The 20386-nt window shown below is 63.5% G+C and carries 18 protein-coding genes; 12 read left to right on the top strand and 6 right to left on the bottom strand.

Annotated elements, in window-relative coordinates:
- Positions 1 to 23 precede the first annotated feature (23 nt).
- The 3 genes from arsD to AACW18_RS04330 all read right to left on the bottom strand — a co-directional run bounded on the left by arsD (position 24) and on the right by AACW18_RS04330 (position 1176).
- Complete coding sequence (gene arsD / locus AACW18_RS04340) at positions 24 to 392, bottom strand: arsenite efflux transporter metallochaperone ArsD (RefSeq protein ID WP_103471264.1); 369 nt, start codon at positions 390 to 392, stop codon at positions 24 to 26.
- 4 nt (positions 393 to 396) lie between these two features.
- Positions 397 to 765: an ArsR/SmtB family transcription factor gene (locus AACW18_RS04335; protein WP_218388349.1), complete on the bottom strand. Its 369-nt coding sequence runs from the start codon at positions 763 to 765 to the stop codon at positions 397 to 399.
- A 99-nt stretch (positions 766 to 864) separates the two neighbouring features.
- Positions 865 to 1176 (bottom strand): ArsR/SmtB family transcription factor, encoded by a 312-nt coding sequence (locus tag AACW18_RS04330; protein WP_218387929.1) that lies wholly within the window; start codon positions 1174 to 1176, stop codon positions 865 to 867.
- Positions 1177 to 1289: 113 nt separating this feature from the next.
- Between AACW18_RS04330 and AACW18_RS04325 the strand changes: the two genes are divergently transcribed.
- Complete coding sequence (locus tag AACW18_RS04325; RefSeq protein WP_218387928.1) at positions 1290 to 2366, top strand: permease; 1077 nt, start codon at positions 1290 to 1292, stop codon at positions 2364 to 2366.
- Positions 2367 to 2760: 394 nt separating this feature from the next.
- The gene (gene rimO / locus AACW18_RS04320) at positions 2761 to 4089 is read left to right on the top strand and encodes a 30S ribosomal protein S12 methylthiotransferase RimO (RefSeq protein ID WP_218328455.1); all 1329 of its coding nucleotides are present in this window, start codon (positions 2761 to 2763) and stop codon (positions 4087 to 4089) included.
- Here rimO and AACW18_RS04315 read toward each other — a convergent pair.
- A complete protein-coding gene (locus AACW18_RS04315) occupies positions 4031 to 4381 on the bottom strand; it encodes a hypothetical protein (RefSeq protein ID WP_218387927.1) in 351 nt (116 codons plus the stop codon). The two genes, rimO and AACW18_RS04315, sit on opposite strands and share 59 nt — an antisense overlap.
- Before the next feature lie 295 nt (positions 4382 to 4676).
- Between AACW18_RS04315 and AACW18_RS04310 the strand changes: the two genes are divergently transcribed.
- The 10 genes from AACW18_RS04310 to AACW18_RS04265 all read left to right on the top strand — a co-directional run bounded on the left by AACW18_RS04310 (position 4677) and on the right by AACW18_RS04265 (position 17284).
- Complete coding sequence (locus AACW18_RS04310; protein WP_042652617.1) at positions 4677 to 6362, top strand: ABC transporter substrate-binding protein; 1686 nt, start codon at positions 4677 to 4679, stop codon at positions 6360 to 6362.
- Between the two features lie 117 nt (positions 6363 to 6479).
- Positions 6480 to 7463 carry an ABC transporter permease gene (locus tag AACW18_RS04305; RefSeq protein WP_042652618.1) on the top strand — a complete coding sequence of 328 codons (984 nt, stop codon included), beginning with the start codon at positions 6480 to 6482 and terminating at the stop codon, positions 7461 to 7463.
- A 1-nt stretch (position 7464) separates the two neighbouring features.
- Positions 7465 to 8379 (top strand): ABC transporter permease, encoded by a 915-nt coding sequence (locus AACW18_RS04300; protein ID WP_052445689.1) that lies wholly within the window; start codon positions 7465 to 7467, stop codon positions 8377 to 8379.
- Positions 8376 to 9398 (top strand): ABC transporter ATP-binding protein, encoded by a 1023-nt coding sequence (locus AACW18_RS04295; RefSeq protein WP_218387926.1) that lies wholly within the window; start codon positions 8376 to 8378, stop codon positions 9396 to 9398. Before AACW18_RS04300 ends, AACW18_RS04295 begins: the two co-directional genes overlap by 4 nt.
- A gap of 11 nt (positions 9399 to 9409) precedes the next feature.
- Entirely contained in the window at positions 9410 to 10402 is a 993-nt protein-coding gene (locus tag AACW18_RS04290; RefSeq protein WP_218328459.1) for an ABC transporter ATP-binding protein, read from the top strand.
- Positions 10403 to 10502: 100 nt separating this feature from the next.
- Positions 10503 to 12242, top strand: a complete 1740-nt coding sequence (locus AACW18_RS04285; protein ID WP_218387925.1) for a glycoside hydrolase family 9 protein — start codon at positions 10503 to 10505, stop codon at positions 12240 to 12242.
- A 114-nt stretch (positions 12243 to 12356) separates the two neighbouring features.
- Entirely contained in the window at positions 12357 to 13229 is an 873-nt protein-coding gene (locus AACW18_RS04280; protein ID WP_218387924.1) for a BadF/BadG/BcrA/BcrD ATPase family protein, read from the top strand.
- Positions 13214 to 15082, top strand: coding sequence for a beta-N-acetylhexosaminidase (locus tag AACW18_RS04275; protein ID WP_218387923.1), 1869 nt, complete (start codon positions 13214 to 13216; stop codon positions 15080 to 15082). Before AACW18_RS04280 ends, AACW18_RS04275 begins: the two co-directional genes overlap by 16 nt.
- A gap of 206 nt (positions 15083 to 15288) precedes the next feature.
- Positions 15289 to 16842 (top strand): methyl-accepting chemotaxis protein, encoded by a 1554-nt coding sequence (locus tag AACW18_RS04270; protein WP_218387922.1) that lies wholly within the window; start codon positions 15289 to 15291, stop codon positions 16840 to 16842.
- 85 nt (positions 16843 to 16927) lie between these two features.
- The gene (locus AACW18_RS04265) at positions 16928 to 17284 is read left to right on the top strand and encodes an MGMT family protein (RefSeq protein WP_042652625.1); all 357 of its coding nucleotides are present in this window, start codon (positions 16928 to 16930) and stop codon (positions 17282 to 17284) included.
- Here the strand turns inward: AACW18_RS04265 and AACW18_RS04260 are convergent.
- On the bottom strand, positions 17281 to 17454 hold the full coding sequence (locus AACW18_RS04260) for a hypothetical protein (RefSeq protein WP_170175994.1): 174 nt from the start codon (positions 17452 to 17454) through the stop codon (positions 17281 to 17283). The two genes, AACW18_RS04265 and AACW18_RS04260, sit on opposite strands and share 4 nt — an antisense overlap.
- Before the next feature lie 114 nt (positions 17455 to 17568).
- Complete coding sequence (gene topA, locus AACW18_RS04255; protein ID WP_218290662.1) at positions 17569 to 20190, bottom strand: type I DNA topoisomerase; 2622 nt, start codon at positions 20188 to 20190, stop codon at positions 17569 to 17571.
- Positions 20191 to 20386 lie beyond the last annotated feature (196 nt).

Here is a 20386-nt window from a genome sequence, read left to right as displayed (position 1 = left end):
GCAATCTGGGTTGACGCAGAGGATCAGCAGCAACCGCTGCCGGAGCAGCAATCACCCTTGACGATCCCCTTGATGGCCGCTTGCGGCGCGGGCAGACCCGCATAGCGGGCCAGCTCGCTGCGGCTCGGATAGCGGCCGGTCAGCACCACCTGCCCCTCCACCAGCACCAGCGGCAGCCCCTCCTCCCCCGCGTGGGTCAGAAAGGCGCTGACGGCCGGCGTCTCGGCAAACTGCATCGGCTGCTGCGCCAGATTGAAGCGCTCGATGGCAACCCCCTGCTCCTTGGCCCAAGCAAGGTCGGCGGCAAAGGTGACCAGCGCCTGCTCGACCTGGGTACCGCAGACACCGCTGGAGCAGCAGAGAGCGGGATCAAAAATCTGAATGGCTGACATGGCATTACTCCTTGTTGCAGCAGGGCGGCGTGGGCAGAACATGGGGAGAGCAGGCGGACTCGGCGCGCATCATGCCGCACGCCTCGGGGTGGCCGGCGCAGCACTCCTCGGTGAGATAACCGATCAGGTCCAGCATCAGGGGAATGTTGGCGCGGTAGCGCAGAAAACGCCCCTCCTGCGCCACCGACAGCAGGCCGGCATTGAGCATGGCCTTGAGGTGAAACGACAGGGTGTTGGGAGCGATGTCGAGCTCGCTTGACAGCTCCCCTGCCACCCGCCCCTCCAGCCCCGCCTTCACCAGCAGCCGCCACACATCCAGCCGAATGCCGGAAGAGAGCGATTCGAAGACCCTGGTGGCCGTCTCTTTGTTCATGCCGTTCATGTTCATCCCCTTGCAAGACTCATAATTTCAACTATACAAGAACTATTGAAATGATCAAGACCACTCCCCCGCAGGAGCCACAGTCCGCGGTCAGGACTGCGGCGTCGCCGGGTGAGCGCCATTGACGCAGCACTCTTCCTGCAGGAACTGGATGATCCCCTCCAGCACCCCGTATTGCGAGACGCAGTAGAGGGTACGGCTCTCCCGCATCTGCACCACCAACCCCACCGACACCAGCGCCGCGACATGGTGGCTCAGGGTCGAGGCCGGGATCCCGAGCTGCTTTTGCAACTCGCCCACCGGTAATCCCTGCTCACCCGCCTTGACCAGGTGCTTGAAGATAAACAGGCGGGTGGGATGACCCAGCTCCTTCAACGCCTTGGCAACCTCTTCCAACTGCATCACGCATCACTCCGGCTCGACAGATATTTCGACAATACCAGAAATATCTTGATCACTGCTATATTTCGAATATTTTAGAAATATAGATTTTATGACGAGAGAGGATAATTGCGATGAACGATTGGTTTGCCATGCTGACGCAGTCCGCCTGGATGTTTCTGTTGCTGGCCGTCGAGCTGTCCGTGCTGTTTCTGGTGATCAGTGCCGCTGTCAGCCTGATACGCCAGAGGCTCCCCGACGAGAAGATCCAGGCCATGCTGGGGGCACGAAGAGGCAGGGGCTATCTGATTTCGGCGGCGCTGGGGGCGCTGACCCCTTTCTGCAGTTGCTCGACCATCCCCATGTTGCGCGGGCTCTTGTCGGCCAGAGCCGGTTTTGGGCCAACCCTGACCTTCTTGTTTGTCTCGCCGCTGCTCAATCCGATCATCGTCGGTCTGATGTGGGCCACCTTCGGTTGGCAGGTGACGCTGCTGTATGTCGTCATCGCAGCCGGTGTCTCAGTGCTCGCGAGCATGCTGCTGGACAACCTGGGGTTCGAACGCCACGTCATAGACCCCAAATATGCCAAGCAAGACGGCTGTGCCACGAATGGCGGCGCCTCAACCCCTGAGTCAGCCGGTATGAAGGCCGCCGCTTGCAGTGCGAGCAGCCCCATCAAGTCACTCAAACCGGTCAACGCGGCACCATACTGCTGCGCCCCGCAACCAGAGGCAGTCGCGAGCATCTCCTGTTGTGCCGATGGCACTGCGGCCCTGACTCAGGCGCCGGTGATCCCCACGGCATTCGCCAAGGCACGATTCGATGCCTGGCAGCAATTCAAAGAGGTCCTTCCCTACTTGCTGCTGGGGGTGCTGATAGGGTCATTTATCTACGGCTTCATCCCTGCCGAGTGGATAGCCGCCCATGCCGGGGCCGACAATCCCCTGGCCATTCCGTTCAGTGCGGTCGTGGGTATTCCACTCTATATCCGGGCCGAGGCGGTGATCCCTCTTGCGTCGGTATTACTGGACAAAGGCATGGCCATGGGCGCCGTCATGTCCCTCATCATTGGCAGTGCGGGCGCCAGCCTGACCGAGGTGATCCTGCTCAAGTCGATATTCCGAACCCCCATGATCCTGGCATTTCTGACCGTGATCCTGAGCATGGCCATGCTGATGGGGTGCCTCACTCAGTGGTTACTCCCCTTCTGAGACGTGCCATTCCTGGGCAAGCGGGGCCTACGGCCCCGTTTTCTACCGGTGGATATTCCCAGCGCCCTGCTCTCCCGGGTTGGCTGATGCCAGTCTGGCGTCGCCATGGAACGCCTCATCGGATCGCAGTGCACCCCGTGGCCATGCCAGCCCCTGTGCCTGTCGCCGCCATCAGCCCTGAGGCCCTTGCCCGCCGTCCAGCGTGCACGGCAGGCAAAAGCGGCCCCTTCATATTCCCGCCCCCGATGAGTGGCCGGATCCTCTCACTCGAACGCCAGCACGCCGACCACCACAAAGATTGTTCCGCTCCGTTTCACTGGCTGTATAGTTTTTGGTTAGCCATTCCGGTAAAATCCGCGCCCTTATAAGAGAGCCACCTAAGAGTGATTGAGCGATGTCCAACATAAAACAGGCCCCCAAAGTAGGATTCGTCTCCTTGGGTTGCCCCAAAAACCTGGTCGATTCCGAGCGCATCCTGACCCAGCTGCGTACCGAAGGGTACGACGTGGTGCCCAGCTATGACGATGCGGAACTGGTGGTGGTCAACACCTGCGGTTTCATCGACAGCGCGGTACAGGAGTCTCTGGAAGCCATCGGCGAGGCCCTCGCCGAGAACGGCAAGGTGATAGTCACCGGTTGCCTCGGCGCCAAAGAGAACCAGATCCGCGAGATCCACCCCAAGGTGCTCGAGATCACCGGCCCCCACGCCTACGAAGAGGTGCTGGGTCACGTCCACAAGTACGTGGCCAAGCCGGATCACAACCCCTTCACCAGCCTGGTGCCGGCCCACGGCGTCAAGCTGACCCCCCGTCACTACGCCTATCTGAAGATCTCCGAGGGCTGCAACCACCGCTGCACCTTCTGCATCATCCCCTCCATGCGCGGGGATCTGGTGAGCCGTCCCATCGGCGAGGTGCTGGCCGAGGCCAAGCGCCTGAAAGAAGCCGGCGTGAAGGAGATCCTGGTGATCTCCCAGGACACCTCCGCCTACGGTGTGGACGTCAAGCACCGCACCGGTTTCTACGACGGCATGCCGGTCAAGACCAGCATGGTGGCCCTGTGCGAGGAGCTGGCCAAGCTCGACATCTGGGTACGCCTGCACTACGTCTATCCGTACCCGCACGTGGATGACGTCATCCCGCTGATGCGCGATGGCAAGGTGCTGCCCTACCTCGACATCCCGCTGCAGCATGCCAGCCCGCGCATCCTGAAGCTGATGAAGCGCCCCGGCACCGTCGAGCGCACCCTGGAGCGCATCCAGAAGTGGCGCGAGATCTGCCCCGAGATCACCCTGCGTTCCACCTTCATCGTCGGCTTCCCCGGCGAGACCGAAGAAGAGTTCCAGATGCTGCTGGACTTCATCGACAAGGCGGAGCTGGACCGGGTCGGCTGCTTCAAATACAGCCCGGTGGAAGGCGCCAAGGCCAACGAGCTGCCGGATCCGGTAGCGGAAGAGATCCAGGAAGAGCGTTTCCAGCGCTTCATGGAGCTGCAACAGCGGGTCTCCATCCGCAAGCTGGCCCGCAAGGTCGGCCAGGAGATGCTGGTGCTGATCGACGAGGTGGACGAAGAGGGTGCCACCGGCCGCTCCTTCGCCGATGCCCCCGAGATCGACGGCCTGGTCTATCTGAACGGCGAGACCGGCCTCAAGCCCGGCGACCTGGTCAAGGTCCGCATCGATGAAGCGGACGAATACGATCTGTGGGCCAGCCTGGTAGGCTAAGCCCTGCCACAGCCAGGATGCCGGCCATGCCGGTGCCCATGAGAAGCCAGTCGGCGCACGCCGACTGGCTTTTTTTATGCCTGTTATTTCTGGCGCCATAACCAAGAGAAAGAAGCATGGCGCCGGCAGGATCCGGGACCATGCCAGCGGCGGCTGCGCCCTTTTCCTCCCCTGCCGGCACAAGCTTCGCCTCAGTGAGCCAGATCACGTCCTCGACCGAATACCCGCCTCTTGTTTCAAGTACAAAAAAAAGCCAACCACCAGGATAAAAATCGAGCACGATCCAGTTCACAGTATCGTCTTCGAACTGTCATAAAGGGTGACTTGGTGTTTCCTGAGAATTAATGCAACTATATAATTTTAAAGGTTTAAAAATACAAATTGACGATAATGACGAGGCGGCTCGAGTTTTTACGATATCGACGAAATGAAGAGTTGTTGTTTTCCTGTTAATTCTGCTTTTCTAAGGGCGTTGGATGACACAACTACAAGGGTGCAAAACCTGACCAACATAGAGGGCCGATATCCAAGCATGCGATCTCGGCGCTCCATTCCAAACATGGAAGACCAATAAGAAAGGACAAAATATGCTTGCCAAAGTATCCAAAATCGCTACCTCAGTCATGCTGGGGACCCTGATGCTCGCCGGTGCCGCCGGCACCGCCATGGCCGCCGAGAACAAGACGGTGCTGACCCTGGTCGCGCAACAGGAAACCGCATGGGTTAAAAACTTCAACCCCTTCCTGCAGGCCGGTCTGCTGCACACCACCCGTCACTTCATCTATGAGCCGCTGGTGATCTTCAACGATATGCAGGGTGGCAAACCCGTCTATCGTCTGGCTACCAACTACGCCTTCAGCGATGACTTGAAGTCGGTCACCTTCGATCTGCGCGACGGAGTCAAATGGTCCGATGGTGAAGCCTTCACCGCCGACGACGTCATCTTCTCCTTCAACCTGGTCAAGGCCAACAAGGCGCTGGATGAGCGCTCCATCTGGACTCAGATCAAGAGCATCGAGAAGCTGGGTGAACACAAGATCAAGTTCGACCTGACCGAGGTCAACACCAACGTGGTGAACGACATAGTGCTGGTGCCCATCGTGCCCGAGCACCAGTGGAAGTCCGTCAAGGATCCGGTGGCCTTCACCAACGACAAGCCGGTCGGCACAGGTCCCTTCACCGAGGTGGACAACTTCTCCGCCCAGCTCTACACCCAGTGCCGCAACCCGCACTACTGGGACAACGCCAACCTCGCCATCGACTGCATCCGCATGCCGCAGATGGCCACCAACGACCAGGTACTGGCCGCGGTGATGAAGGGTGACGTGGACTGGTTCGGCTCCTTCGTGCCGGACATCGAGCGCCTCTACGTCGGCAACGATCCGAAGAACAACAAGTACTGGTTCCCCGCCTCCGGCACAGTGGCGTTCAACGTCAACTTCCAGAGCAAGAACCCGGGCAACCACGAAGCCTTCAACGACATCAACTTCCGCCGCGCCTTCTCCATGGCGATGGACCGCCAGTCCATGGTGGACATCGCGGGCTACGGCTACCCGACCGTCAACGAATACCCGTCGGGTCTGGGCAAGGCGTTCGCCTCCTGGGACAACCCGGATGTCGAGAAGAAATACGGCCAGTTCAACAAGTTCGACCTGGAAGGTGCCAAGGCACTGCTGAAACAGGCCGGCTACAAGGACTGTGACGGCGACAAGTTCCTCGACACCCCGAGCTGCAAGAAGATCGAGTTCAAGGTGCTGGTACCGAACGGCTGGACCGACTGGGTCAACACAGTCCAGATCGGGGTCGAAGGCCTGCAGGCGCTCGGCCTGAACGCCAAGACCTCCACCCCTGAGGCCACCGTCTGGACCGAGAACCTGATCACCGGTGACTTCGACGTCGCCCTGCAGGGTTACTTTGCCGGTGCCAACCCGCACAAGTACTTCGAGACCGCCTTCCACTCCCGCAACATGGGTGAGCGCGGCAACCGCTTCGCGGCGCCACGCTACAAGGATCCGGCCCTCGACAAGCTGATCGATGACTTCACCCAGACCGCCGATGCGGCCAAGCAGAAGGAGATCATGTTCGCCATCCAGGAGCGCGTCGGCGCCAACCAGACCATCATCCCGGTGTTCAACAACCCGACCTGGTACGAATACAGCACCAAGCGCTTCAATGGCTGGTTCAGTGCCGACAACCCGGTCGCCAAGCCGCAGCTCCACCCGGACACCCCGGAGCGTCTGCTGCACGTGTTGTCACTCAAGCCAAACAGCTAATCACCTCGGCCCCCTGCGGGGGGCCCTCTTCCCCGCCATGTCTTCCATCCCCCGTATCGCTCGGGGTTGGGGGAGCTTTGCCCGGCGCGGGGCAGGCTTGCAGTAAAAGGTATCACCATGGGATTTATACTGAGACGTTTCTCCTTCTATCTGGTCGCCTTCCTGGTGGCCGCCACCATCAACTTCCTGCTACCCAGAGCCATGCCAGGGGATCCCGTCTCCGTCATGTTCGCTCGGGCCGGCGCCATGATGGAACCCGCCGCCCTGGAAGCCCTCAAAGCCACCTTCGGGTTCGTTGACGGCCCTATCAGCACCCAGTTTCTCGCCTATGTGAAGAGTGTCTTCACCTGGGATCTCGGCACCTCGGTGCGTTATTACCCGCAACCGGTCGCCGACGTGCTCGGTCGCGCCATCGGCTGGACCCTGTTCCTGGTGGGCACCTCCACCATCATCAGCTTCTCCATCGGTTCCATCGTCGGCATCTTCGCCGCCTGGTATCGGGGGGGACGCATGGACAGCATCCTCTCGCCGCTCACCCTGGTGATGCAGGCCATACCGCCGGTGGTGGTCTCCCTGCTCGCCCTGTTCCTGTTCGGGGTCAGCCTCGGCTGGTTGCCCATCGGCTACGCCTACAGCCCGGAGATCAAGGCCGATTTCGGCTGGGAGCACATCAAGAGCATCATGCTGCACGCCATCATGCCGGTCGGCACCCTGGCCCTGGTGCAGATCGGTGGCTTCCTCATCACCATGCGCAACAACATGATCAACCTGCTGGGGGAGGACTACATCACCATGGCCAAGGCCAAGGGACTCTCCAACAACAGGGTCATCTTCAACTACGGCGCCCGCAACGCCGTGCTGCCCAGCGTCACCGCGCTCTCCATGGCGCTCGGCTTCGTCATCGGCGGCTCCCTCATCACCGAGGTCATCTTCAACTACCCGGGGCTGGGGCTGACGCTCTATCAGGGCATACTGGCGCGCGACTACCCGCTGATCCAGGGGCAGCTGCTCATCATGACCATCACCATGCTCAGTTTTAACTTCCTGGCCGACATGCTCTACGTCTTCCTGGATCCCCGTCTGCGTACAGGAGGTAAATAAGATGCGCATGCCGACCATCCTCAAGATCCTATTGGGCAACAAGAAAGCCGCCTTCGGTCTCGCCATCGTGGTCACCTTCGTGCTGATGGCGCTGTTTGCCCCGCTGCTCGCCAGCAACGAACCGACCAAGCGGGTCGCCCGCCCCCACCAGCCCCCCAGCATGGAACTGGTGATGGGATCCAACCGCATGGGCCACGATCTCTGGTCCCAGTTCACCCATGGCGCCCGCATCTCGCTGCTGGTGGGCTTCGGGGCCGGCCTGCTGGTCTGTGCCCTGGCCATCAGCATCGGCATCACCGCCGGTTACTTCGGCGGCGTGATCGACGAGTGCCTCACCTTCCTGATGAACGTCATGCTGGTGATCCCGGGGCTACCGCTACTGCTGGTACTGGCGAGCTTCATCGGGGAGGCCTCCCCCATGGTGATAGCCCTCATCATAGGGCTCACCTCCTGGGCCTATGGCGCCCGCGTCATCCGCGCCCAGACCCTGGCGCTGCGGGAAAAAGAGTTCGTCATCGCCGCCGAGGTGCTGGGGGAGCCGGCCTGGCGCATCATCCTGGTGGAGATACTGCCTAACCTCATCTCCATCATAGGGGTGAGCTTCATCGGCTCCATCATCTACGCCATCGTCACCGAGGCGACCCTGGAGTTCCTGGGGCTCGGCGATCCGACCGTGGTCAGCTGGGGCATCATGCTCTACAACGCCCAGACCTCGAGCGCCATCCTGGTGGGCGCCTGGTGGGAGATCCTGGCCCCCTGCTTCGCCATCGCCATCCTGGGCGCCGGCCTCGCCATGCTCAACTTCGCCATCGACGAGATAGCCAACCCGCAGCTGCGTTCCCACAAGGGCCTCCGTCGCTGGAAGAAACTGGCCGCCCCCGTTCCCGTCACCGCCGCTCAGGAGAAGACAGCATGAGCCCGCAACAACCCCTGCTGTCGGTACGCAAGCTCTGCGTCGACTACATCACCGAGAGCGGCGACGTGCGCGCCGTCAACTCGGTCAGCTTTGACATCATGCCGGGGGAGGTGTTCGGCCTAGCCGGCGAGTCCGGCTGTGGCAAGTCCACGGTCGCCTTCTCGGTGGCCCGGCTGCACAAGCCGCCCGCCTACATCAGCGGCGGCGAGATCCTGTTCAAGGGGGAGAACATCCTCGGCTTCGACGACGCGCGGCTGCGCAGCTACCGCTGGCGGCAGGCGAGCGTGGTGTTCCAGTCCGCCATGAACGCGCTCAACCCGGTGCTGCGCATGGAGGAGCAGTTCTGCGACGTGTTGATCGCCCACAATCCCGGGCTGACCCGCTACGAGGCCATCAAGCGCGCCCAGGAGCTGCTGGAGATAGTCGATATTCACCCGAGCCGGCTGCGGGACTACCCGCACCAGTTCTCCGGCGGCATGCGCCAGCGGCTGGTGATCGCCATCGCCATGGCGCTCAACCCCGAGCTGCTGATCATGGACGAGCCGACCACGGCGCTGGACGTGGTGGTGCAGCGGGAGATCCTGCAGAAGGTTTATGCCCTGAAGGCGAAGTACAACTTCTCCATCCTGTTCATCACCCACGATCTCTCGCTGATGGTCGAGTTCTGCGATCGCATCGGCATCATGTATGCCGGTGAGCTGGTGGAGGTGGCACCGGCCAAGGCGATCCTGACCGCGCCGCTGCACCCCTACACCAGGGGGCTCGGCAACTCCTTCCCGCCCCTGCACGGCCCGAAAACCGTGCTGGAGGGGATCCCCGGCACCCCGCTCAACCTGCTGGAGGTGCCGGTAGGTTGCCGCTTCCAGGCCCGCTGCGCCAAGGTCCATGAACGCTGCCGCCAGGAGTACACCGCCCTCGCCGAGATCCGGCCGGGACAACAGACCGCCTGCCACCTCTATGGCATGGCAGAGGAACAACAGGATCTTCCGATCTACCTGGACAAGGCCGCTGGCTGTTAAGGATGTCTGTCATGCAAATCGCCCCAACCGACGCGCCCATCATCGAGGTCCAGCATCTCTACAAGGACTTCTCCGTCAACTCCAACGCCATCAAGAGCGGCAAGATGCGGGCCCTCTCCGACATCACCTTCAACCTGCACCGGGGCCGCGCCCTGGCTGTGGTGGGGGAGTCGGGCTCCGGCAAGAGCACCATCGCCAAGATCATCGCCAAGATGTACAAGCTCTCCAGCGGCCGCATCCTCTACCGCGGCCGGGATCTGGAGGAGTTCAACAAGGGCACCGCCCTGCTCGACTATCGCCAGAGCGTGCAGATGGTGTGGCAGGATCCCTTCGGTTCGCTCAACCCGACCCACACCATCTACCACCACATCGCCCGCCCCCTGCTGCTGCACAGCAAGGTGATCGACAAGAAAGATTTGCCGGACATGGTCCATGCCCTGCTGGAGAAGGTGGGGCTGACCCCGGCCAAGGCCACCGCCGCCAAGTATCCGCACCAGCTCTCCGGCGGCCAGCGCCAGCGGGTCAATATCGCCCGCAACCTGGCGGTGGAGGCGGAAGTGGTGCTGGCGGACGAACCCACCTCCATGCTCGACGTTTCGATCCGCATCGGCATCCTCAACCTGATGGAGCAGATGAAGAACGAGCTCGGCGTCTCCATGCTCTACATCACCCACGACATCGCCACCGCCCGCTATGTGGCGGAGGATCTGGCGGTGATGTATGTGGGCCACATGGTGGAGTGGGGCGAGGTGGACGAGATCCTGCACCACCCGCAGCACCCCTACACCCAGCTGCTCATCTCGGCGGTGCCGGATCCGGAGAAGAGCATCCACGCCGAGCTGGAGGGGGGCCGCAAGGGGGAGATCCCGCTGTGGACACCCCAATCCTACGGCTGCCCCTTCGCCGGACGCTGCAACCAGGCCATGCCGCGCTGCAAGGAGAGCCTGCCCCCCGTGACCAGGCTCGCCGACAACCACTTCGTGCGCTGCTACCTGCACGAGTGAGCCGGGCGGCATCCGCCGCCCACGCACATCCATGCGGGCCTTAGCGCCAGGCCCGCCAACCGTCTCGCCCATGCCGGCAGACCGAGGGAGTAAGAGCTTGATGGAACTCTTGATCAATCAGGTGGGTTACGATTGTGACGGCCACAAGATTGCCCTGTTGCAGACCGCCGCCGATGCCGACCTCAGCGGTCGGGTGCGGCTGCTGCGCGAGGATGACGGCCAGATCCTGTTCGAGGCCCAGCTGCAGGCCGCCGGCCAGGTGCCGGGCTGGCAGGGCCGCGCCTTCTGGCGGGCCGACTTCAGCGCCTTCACCCGCGCGGGCCAGTACCGGCTGGAGGCCGTCACGACCGAGCGGGGCGACGCCAGCCCGCGCCTGACCCGCTCCCCCCGCTTCGCCATCGGCCCCCAGCTGCTGAGCCGCAGTTGCCTCTCCGATGTGGTCCACTACTTCAAGGGCCAGCGCGCCAGCGGCGCCTTCGAGCGGGCCGATCGCGCCGCCCGCCTGTTTGGCACCGACCTGCGCAAGGATGTGCACGGCGGCTGGTTCGATGCCAGCGGCGACATGAGCAAGTATCTGAGCCACCTCTCCTACGCCAACTACCTCAATCCCCAGCAGACCCCCATGGTGGTCTGGTCCCTGCTCAAGTGCCGGGATCTGCTGGCACCGCGCGGCGACATCGACGGCCTCAACCTGTGCAAGCGGCTCAACGACGAGGCGCTGCACGGCGCCGACTTCCTCTGCCGGATGCAGGATGAGAGCGGCTTCTTCTACATGACCCTGTTCGATCAGTGGAGCAAGGATCCCGAGCAGCGCGAGCTGTGCGCCTATGCCACCCAGCAGGGGCGCAAGTCCAGCGACTGGCAGGCGGGCTTTCGGCAAGGGGGCGGCCTGGCCATAGCCGCCCTGGCCCGCGCCGCCCGTGAATCCATGGCCGGCGACTTCGATGCCAGCCGCTACGCCAACGCGGCCAGCAGCGGCTACCTGCACCTGCGCGAGCACAACCTCGCCTATCTGGACGACGGCCGCGAGAACATCATCGACGACTACTGCGCCCTGCTCGCCGCCGTCGAGCTGACCAAGACGCTGGGAGCGGAGTGGCTAGCCGAGGTGAGAGACAGGGCCGGCCGGCTCTGCGCCCGCCAGCGCCCCCACCCCGAGCTCGGCCACTACTGGAGTGCCAACGACGACGGCTCACGCCCCTACTACCACGCCGCCGAGGCCGGGTTGCCGGTGCTGGCGCTGCTGGAGTACCTGGCCGTCGAGCCGGATCCGGAGCGCCAGGCCAGGGTGCGTACCGTGGTGCAGCAGGCCCTCGCCGCCGAGCTGGCCCTCGCCGCCCAGGCCGGCAACCCCTTCGCCTTGGCCCGCCAATATGTGAAAGGGGTGGACGAGGCGCCCAGGGTGAGTTTCTTCATGCCCCACCACAACGAGTCGGGTTACTGGTGGCAGGGGGAGAACGCCCGGCTGGCGTCCCTCGCCGCCATGGCCTTCGCCGCCGCCCGGTCCTTGCCTTCGCAGCTGCAGCATCAGCCCCTGCTCTCGTTCGGCCAGCGCCAGCTCGACTGGATCCTGGGGCAGAACCCCTTCAACGCCTGCATGCTGGCGGGGCACGGCATCAACAACCCGAGCTACACCGCCGGCTACCCCAATGCCCTCGGCGGGATCTGCAACGGCATCACCGCCGGCTTCGAGGATGAGGCGGATATCGCCTTCATCCCGGAGCAGTATAAGGATCGGCTGGATCAGAACTGGCGCTGGGGGGAGCAGTGGATCCCCCACGCAGCCTGGTTTGCGCTGGCCATCTGCTGGCAGAGCGCCCCCGGAGGCTCCCATGATTGAGACGTACAAGGATCGGCTCGATCATAACTGGCACTGGGGAGAGCAGTGGATCCTCCATGCAGTCCGCCTGGTTTGCGCTGGCCATCTGCTGGCAGAGCACCCTGGGAGGCAAGCATGATTGAGTACTGGGTCGGGGTGGACGGGGGCGGCACCCACACCCGCGCCCGCCTTCGGGATCGGGCAGGCAGGCTGCTGGGTGAGGGCCGGGCGGCGGGATCCAATCTGGAGCTCGGCATCGCACTGGCCCATGGCAACGTGCTGGCCGCCATCGATCTGGCCCGCACTGCGGCGGGCTTGCCCAAAGAGTGCGAGCAGCAGATGGGGGTCGGGCTGGCACTCGCCTCCGCCGAGCTCGCCGACTGCTACCAGGCCCTGCTGGCCATGCCCTTCCCCTTCGCCAGCGTCAGGCTCACCTCGGATGCCTTCGGTGCCTGTCTCGGCGCCTTCGGCGGCCATGAGGGCGCCATCCTCATCGCCGGCACCGGCTCCGCCGGCCTCATCTATCGACAGGGTCAACTGCGCAGCTGCTCCGGCCGCGGCTTCCCCATCTCGGATCTGGGCAGCGGCGCCTGGCTCGGGCTGCGCGCCCTCCAGCAGGCGCTGCTCTGCCACGACGGCATCCTGCCCCCCAGCCTGCTCGCCGGGCGGCTGCTCGATCACTTCAAGGGGGATCAGGCCGAGGTGGTGCGCTGGGCCAGCCGGGCCATTCCCGCCGACTACGGCCGCTTCGCCCCCTGGGTGTTTGACGCCGCCGGGGACGGGGATGCGCTCGCCTGCCAGCTGCTGGACGAGACCTGCGCCCAGCTGCAGACCCTGCTGGAGGGGATGCGGCGGCTGGGAGCCGACCAGATTGCCCTGCTGGGCGGGGTCGGCATGCGCCTCGCCCCTCGCCTGGCCCACCTCAACCTTGCCCACCCTAAGGCCGATGCGCTGGAGGGAGCGATATTATTTGCTCAATCAGAGGAATACCCATGTCTGCACCCCTGATCCATACCCAAGTCGACCGCCGTGACGGTGATGATGTCTGGTTCCGTTTCAGCCTGAGCCAACTGCCGGCCACCCCCTGGAAGCTGCACTTCTGCCTGGCCCGCCACATTGACCCGAGCTCGCTGGAAGGCGGAGAACTCCTGCGCCAGAGCGGCAGCTACAAAGTGCTGAGCCCCCAGGCTGGCGCCAGCGAGCTGCGTTTCTGCTGTCGCAACACCCCCATCAAGCGCGCCTCCGACCTGCCGCAGGGCTTCTTCCTGAGCCTGACCGAGGCCGGCAGCACGGGCCCCCGTCTGCTGCCGGTGACCCTGGCCGGCCAGGAGCTCGGCCTGCCGCCCCTGGCCCATCAGGCCCCCGAGCTGCCCGAGGTGGAGCCGGCCAACGGCATAGTGCCCCAACCGGCCCATCTGCTGCTGCCGGAGGGCAACTTCCGGCTGGCGGAGCGGGCCCATGTCAGCGGCCCGGGCTCGCTGGCCGGCCTGCTTGCCCACTTCAACGAGCTGACCGGCCTCGCGCTGGCGCAGGATCACGACGCCAGCATCCAGCTGGTCGAGACCCCCCTCCCCCCCGAGGCTTACCGGCTATCCATCACCCCGGAGGAGATCCGCATCCAGGCAGCCGGTGAAGCGGGCTGGCGCCACGGCCTGGTCAGCCTGGCCCAGTGGGCCCTGCAACATGGGGAGAGCCTGCCCTGCATCGAGCTGACGGATTCGCCGCGGTTCGGCTTTCGCGGCATCTTCCTCGACTGCGCCCGCCACTTCCAGCCCATCGCCACCATCAAGCGCCTGCTCAAGCAGATGAGCCTCTACAAGTTCAACCGCTTCCACTGGCACCTGACCGATGACGAGGGCTGGCGCCTGGAGATCAAGGCCTTCCCGCAGCTGACCGAGGTGGCCGCCTGGCGCGGTCATAGTCTGGCGGTCGGTCCCCAGCTCAGCGGTGGCGCCGATCCTTACGGCGGCTACTACACCCAGAGCGAGGTGCGCGAACTGGTGGCCTATGCCGCCGGGCTCGGCATCACCGTCATCCCGGAGATCGACATCCCTGGCCACTGCCATGCGGCCATCAAGGCGCTGCCGGCGCTGCTGCAGGAAGAGGCGGATCACTCCCGCTACCTGTCGGTGCAATATTTCGATGACAACGTGCTCAACCCGGCCCTGCCCGGCACCTACCAGTTCCTGGAGCAGGTGATCGACGAGGTGTGCCAGCTGTTCCCCGGTGAGCAGGTGCACATGGGCGGCGACGAGGTGCCCGTCGGCGTCTGGACCGACAGCCCCGCCTGCCGGCAGCTGATGCAGCAGGAAGGCTATCAGGATTGCCGCGAGCTGCAGGGCCACCTGCTGCGCCACTGCCAGCGCTACCTGGCCGCCAAGGGCAAGCAGATGCTGGGCTGGGAGGAGATACTGCACGGCGACAAGGTGAGCCGGGATGCCACCATCTTCGCCTGGACCCACTTCCAGGCCGGGCTGGATGCCGCCAGCCAGGGCTATCCCGTGGTGATGGCGCCGGCCCAGCAGCTCTATCTGGATCAGGCCTATAACCAGGATCCGCAGGAGCCAGGCCTCTACTGGGCCGGGCCCCTCAGCCTGGAGCAGGTCTACGCCTGCGATCCGGCGCCCGCCGATTTCCATGCCAACGATAACATCCTGGGGGTGCTCAGCCCCTTGTGGTCGGAACTGGTGACCTCTCGTGACCGTCTCGACTATATGTTGTTCCCGCGCATGCTGGCCACGGCCGAGGTGGCCTGGAGTGCGCCCGCTCGCAAGGATTGGGCGCACTTCGCCGCCCGTCTGCCGGGCCAGTTGCAGATCCTCGATCAGTTGCAAGTGTGTTACCGGGCACCACAGAGGTAGCGTTATCTTTCTCTTTTTGGCGACCTTTTGGTCGCCATTTTTTTACCACCAAACAACAAAAATCCAACCTAGCCCCTACTTTTAATCCGCCTTTATTGGCAAAATAAGGCCCCGATGAAGCTGCTCAAACCGCGTCAAGTGCGGCCCCGGCCCTCCATCCGCCGCCACCACAATAACAACCTATAAGAACATCGGAGCTTATCCCTATGACCCGCAGAGATGTCCAGACCCTGGACCGCGAAGTGGAGTTCCCTGCCGACGTACAGCTGGTCTCGACCACCGACCTGCGGGGCGTCATCACCTATGCCAACCCCGCCTTCTGCCAGATCGCCGGCTACCATGCCGATGAACTGGTCGGCCAGAATCACAACCTGGTACGCCACCCCGACATGCCCAAGGCCGCCTTCGCCGATCTCTGGGATCGCCTCAATGAGGGCAACCCCTGGCGCGGCATAGTGAAGAACCGCTGCAAGGATGGCCGCTACTACTGGGTCGATGCCTATGTGACCCCTATCTACGAGCAGGGCAAGATCAGCGGCTATCAGTCGGTGCGCTGCAAGCCCGAGCCCAAACTCAAGCAGGTGGCGAGCCAGGCTTATCAGGCCCTGCTCGGGGTCGAGCAAGGCGGCAAAAGCCGGCTGCCCTCCCTGCGCCGCGCCAAGCCGGCGCTGCTCGGCCTGCTGATGCTGGGGCTGTTCGGCTGGGCGCTGCTGGCCCACGGCGCCATGACGGTGCTGCTGATGCTGCTGCCCCTGCTGTTGGTCACCGGCGCCTGCTGGCGCGAGCTCATCTCCCTGCCCCGCTACCTCAAGCGGCTCGGCCAGGAATATGACAGCCTGACCCGGCTGGTCTACTCGGGGGATGCGCCTGGCGCCATCGCCGACTTTCATCTCAAGATGCTGCAGGCCCGCATCCGCACCGTGCTGGGCCGGGTCAACGACGCCACCCATCCCCTGCAGAGCCTGGCGACCGATCTGAAGGACTCCTCCCATCAGGCCTTCCTCGACATCAACGAACAGGATGCCCAGACCCAGCAGATGGCCGCCGCCATGACCCAGATGGCCAGCACGGCCCACGAGATAGCGCGCAACATCCAGGACACCAACGGCCAGGTGACGGAGGCGCGCAGCAGCTGCCAGCACACGGTGCAGCAGCTGGATAGAACCGAGCAGCAGATGGAGCAGCTGGCCAGACAGGCGGAGCAGGCCTTCCACTCCGCGGTGGAGCTGGCCAGCGAGTCGGAGCGGATCGGCAGCCTGATGGGCGAGATCCAGGGCATAGCGGCGCAGACCAACCTGCTGGCGCTCAACGCCGCCATCGAGGCGGCCCGGGCCGGGGAGCAGGGTCGTGGCTTCGCGGTGGTGGCGGACGAGGTGCGCACCCTGTCGACCCGCACCCACAAGGCGACCGAGCAGATCCAGGGCAGCATCCATCAGATCCAGCAGACCCTGGGGCGCTGGCAGGGGATGATGCAGGAGAACCTGGCCCAGACCCGCGAGTGCGCCCAGATGACCCGCCAGGGCTCCGGCAACCTGCACCTGGTGCTGGAGGAGATAGAGCAGGTCACCGAGTTCTCCACCCAGATCGCCGCCGCCGCCGAGCAGCAGCAGGCGGTGGTGGAGGAGATCAGCCGCAACATTCACCAGATCTCCCAGTACTCCCGCGCCAACAGCCAGAAGATGCAGGCGGTGGACGACTCCAGCCAGGAGCTGCTCAAGCGCACCCGCGAGCTCAGGGGACTGAGCCAGACCTTTGGCTGACGGGATGCTGCAGCAAGAGGCTGAGCCTTGCCGCCGAGACCACAGAAGCGCCACAATGGCGCTTCTGTCTTAAGGAGACGGCTTGATGATGATGGACCCCTCCCCGGCCACCCTGAGCAAGGCGGCGCGCATCGAGGCGATCCTGGCCCTGATCCCCGCCGGTCGCGTGGTGAGCTATGGTCAGGTCGCCGATCTGGCGGGCCTGCCCGGGCGGGCACGCTTGGTGGGTAAAGTGCTGCGAGAGACCGACAAAACGCTGCCCTGGCATCGCGTGCTGGGCGCCGGCGGCAAGATCTCCTTGCCCAAGGGCTCGGCAGGTTTCGATGAACAGACGGGAAGATTGCAGGAAGAGGGGGTGCCGGTGGTCGGCGGGCGGGTCAGGATGCGGGAGTGGCAGTGGCAGCCCGACCTGGCCGAGCTGCTGTTTCTGATCCCGTTCTAGTCATTGGTGAGAAGCGGACCCAGGATCTCGTCGCTGCGCACCTGCACCGGGATGGTTTCATCTTCCCGCTGCAGCAGTACCAGCAGACTCTGCTTGTCCACTTCCAGCACGTAGGCCGTTCCTTCTCTGGTCAGACAGGTCATGCCCGGCCGGATCTCGTTAATCTCCATCACAACCTCCGTGTCTTGCACTGCCATCCATGCAGCCTCTTCAGTATACCGCCATCTCCCAATAAAAAGGCCCCTGTACGGGGCCTCTTTCATCATTGTGTGAACAACGACCGATCAGGATTTCTTCGCCTTGGCCAGGCTCTCCTGCCATTTTCCGTTGTCGTAATGGGCTGTCCAGCCCGTCGCCTTGCCGTTGACCTCGGTCATCACGTACTGCTCCTTGGTCTTGCGGCTGAAGCGCACCACGGATGCGTTACCGTCAGGATCTGACGCCGGTGCATCGGCCAGGTACTGATGCTTGGGCGAGAGCCGGTCCCGGAAACGCTTGAGCTCTTCAACCAGAGGCGCACGAGTCTCACGGGATTTCGGGAAGTTGCTGGCGGCGAGGAACAGACCGGCCGCCCCGTCACGCAGCACGAAGTGGGCATCGGACTGGGTGCACTTGAGCTCGGGCAGCGGCACCGGATCTTCCTTCGGCGGCGCGATGTCGCCATTTTTCAGGATCTTGCGGGTGTTCTTGCAGGTCTCGTTGGTGCAACCCATGTACTTGCCGAAGCGGCCGTTCTTGAGCTGCATCTCGGATCCACAACGGTCGCAATCGATGCTAGGCCCTTCATAGCCCTTGAGCTTGAACTGGCCCTGCTCGATCTCGTAGCCGTCGCAGTCCGGGTTGCGACCACAGACGTGCAGCTTGCGGCTGTCATCGATGATGTAGGCATCCATGGCGGTGCCACAGACGGTGCAACGGTGCTTGGCACGCAGCGCCTCGGTCTCGGCCTCGTCACCGTCGGTGGCGGAGACGAACTCGTCGGCACTGACCAGGTTGATGGTCTTCTTGCAACGCTCCTTCGGCGGCAGGGCATAGCCGGAGCAGCCGAGGAAGACGCCGGTGGTGGCGGTGCGAATGCCCATCTTGCGGCCGCAATCCGGGCAGTCGATGTCGGTCAGCACCATCTGGTTGGCGCGCATGCCGCCCTCTTCCGCCGGCTTGTCGGCCTGCGCCAGCTCCTGGGTAAACTCGGCGTAGAAGGCGTCGAGCACCTTCTTCCACTCCAGGCTGCCTTCGGCGATGCCATCGAGCTTGTCTTCCATCTTGGCGGTGAACTCGTAGTTCATCAGCTCGACGAAGTTCTCCACCAGGCGATCGGTGACGATCTCACCCATCTTCTCGGCGAAGAAGCGGCGGCTCTCGACCCGTACATAACCACGATCGACGATGGTGGAGATGATGGAGGCGTAGGTGGACGGACGGCCGATGCCGCGCTTCTCCAGCTCGCGCACCAGCGCCGCTTCGGTGAAGCGGGCGGGCGGCTTGGTGAAGTGCTGACGGGGATCCAGCTTGACCAGCTTCAGGATCTCGCCCACGGTCACCGCCGGCAGCTGGTTGTCTTCGCCCTTGCGACCCATGGGGGGCAGGGCCTTGGTCCAACCGGCGAAGCGCAGGATACGGCCACGGGCCTTGAGCTCGAACTCACCGGCCTTGACGGTCAGGGTGGAGGAGTCGTACTGGGCCGGGGTCATCTGACAGGCGACGAACTGACGCCAGATGAGGTCATAGAGCCGCATCGCATCCGGCTCCATCCCTTCCAGCATCTCGGCGGTGACCAGCACGCTGGAGGGACGGATCGCCTCGTGCGCCTCCTGGGCACCGGCCTTGGAGCCGTAGAGATTCGGCTCGGCGGGCAGATAGGCCTGGCCATACTGCTCGCCGATGTACTCGCGCAGCGCCTCGACCGCCTCTTTGCTGAGGTTGGTGGAGTCGGTACGCATATAGGTGATGTAACCCGCCTCATACAGGCGCTGGGCCATCATCATGGTCTTCTTCACCCCGAAGCTCAGACGGGTCGATGCCGCCTGCTGCAGGGTGGAGGTGATGAAGGGGGCGGACGGCTTGGAGCCGGTCGGCTTGTCTTCCCGGTTCACCACCTTGTAGTCGACCCCTTCCAGGGCGGCGACGGCGGCGAAGGTCTCGGCCTGGGTGACCGGCTTGAAGTCGACGCCGTTGCGGCTGACCACTTCCATGCGCAGGGCGGACTGCTCGGCGGTCAGCAGATCGGCGTTGAGATCCCAGAACTCCACCGGCACGAACGCCTTGATCTCGCGCTCCTTGTCGACGATGAGCCGCACCGCGACGGACTGCACCCGACCGGCGGAGAGACCGCGGGCCAGCTTCTTCCACAGCAGCGGGGAGACCATGTAGCCCACCACCCGATCGAGGAAGCGACGAGCCTGCTGGGCGTTGACGCGATGGATGTTCAGCTCGGACGGCTGGGCAAACGCCTCCTGGATCGCGGTCTTGGTGATCTCGTTGAACACCACCCGCTTGTAGCGGCTGTCGTCACCGCCGATGATCTCGCGCAGATGCCAGGCGATCGCCTCTCCCTCTCTGTCCAAGTCGGTTGCGAGATAGATGGTGTCGGCCTTGGCGGCCAGACTCTGCAACTCGTTAACCACTTTTTCCTTGCCGGGCAAAATCTGGTAGTTGGCCTGCCAGCCTGCGGTCGGATTGATCCCCATCCTGGAGAACAGGGCATTGCGATCCTTGGCAGCCTTCTCTGATTCGCTCAGCTTGATGCCGCGAATGACAGGTTTTTTGGGCTCATTGCTGGCGCTGCCGCTGGTCGGCAGATCGCGCACATGACCGACGCTGGATTTAACCACGTAGTCCTTGCCCAAATATTTGTTGATGGTCTTGGCCTTGGCCGGAGACTCCACTATGACCAGTGATTTGCCCATGCTGTAACTATTATCCTCATTGCACCCGTCGGGGTTGGTGTGCGGTTTTGTGGGGCTGTATAAGAGATTTGACGCGAAAAAGCAATCTTGGAGACAAATTTGCTTGACCAGCCCACACCGCCTTGTCTCTTTATTTATTAATGCGAAGCCTGCGCGCGGGAAGCAACCGCTTTTTTGTTTTTATGCTATATCTCCC

Source organism: Aeromonas sp. sia0103, from assembly GCF_963895295.1.
Lineage (GTDB): Bacteria > Pseudomonadota > Gammaproteobacteria > Enterobacterales > Aeromonadaceae > Aeromonas > Aeromonas encheleia.
This window is presented reverse-complemented; position numbering and strand designations above follow the sequence as displayed.